The sequence below is a fragment of the Mesorhizobium sp. M7A.F.Ca.AU.001.01.1.1 genome (assembly GCF_004022735.1).
Lineage (GTDB): Bacteria > Pseudomonadota > Alphaproteobacteria > Rhizobiales > Rhizobiaceae > Mesorhizobium > Mesorhizobium ciceri.
Genome location: NZ_RZPF01001391.1, coordinates 1 through 403, shown reverse-complemented (window position 1 = coordinate 403; position 403 = coordinate 1). Strand labels below are relative to the sequence as shown.

Annotated in this window: 1 pseudogene; it reads left to right on the top strand. The window is 69.5% G+C overall.

Annotated elements, in window-relative coordinates:
• Positions 1 to 403 (top strand): annotated as a pseudogene (locus tag EN884_RS38345) (phage tail protein); the annotation flags it as partial.

Here is a 403-nt window from a genome sequence, read left to right as displayed (position 1 = left end):
TCGCCTCGCTGAAGACCGAAATCGCCGGCTTGAAGGACGCCGGCGGCAACGGCGATGCAGCGGCGAAGATGGTCGGGCTGTCCTCGGGCCTGGAGCAGGTCAAGGCTGATGTCGCGGCGCTGAAATCGGCTGTCGAGAAAGGTGGAGCAGGCGACGCGGCCGGCGTCACCGCACTGGGCGACAAGGTCGCGCAGATCGAGACGGCGGTCGCCGCCCTCGGCAAGGCGGGCAGCGCGGCGCCGGTCGATCTTGGTCCGCTCACCGAAAAACTGGCAGGCCTCGACGCGCAGGTGAAGTCGGCCGGCGAGGCGGCTACCGCGCAGGATGGCCGGCTGAAAGCGCTGGAGCAGTCTGTGTCGCAGCTGTCCGGCAAGGTCGAGGCGGCGGCGGGACAGCCGAAGAT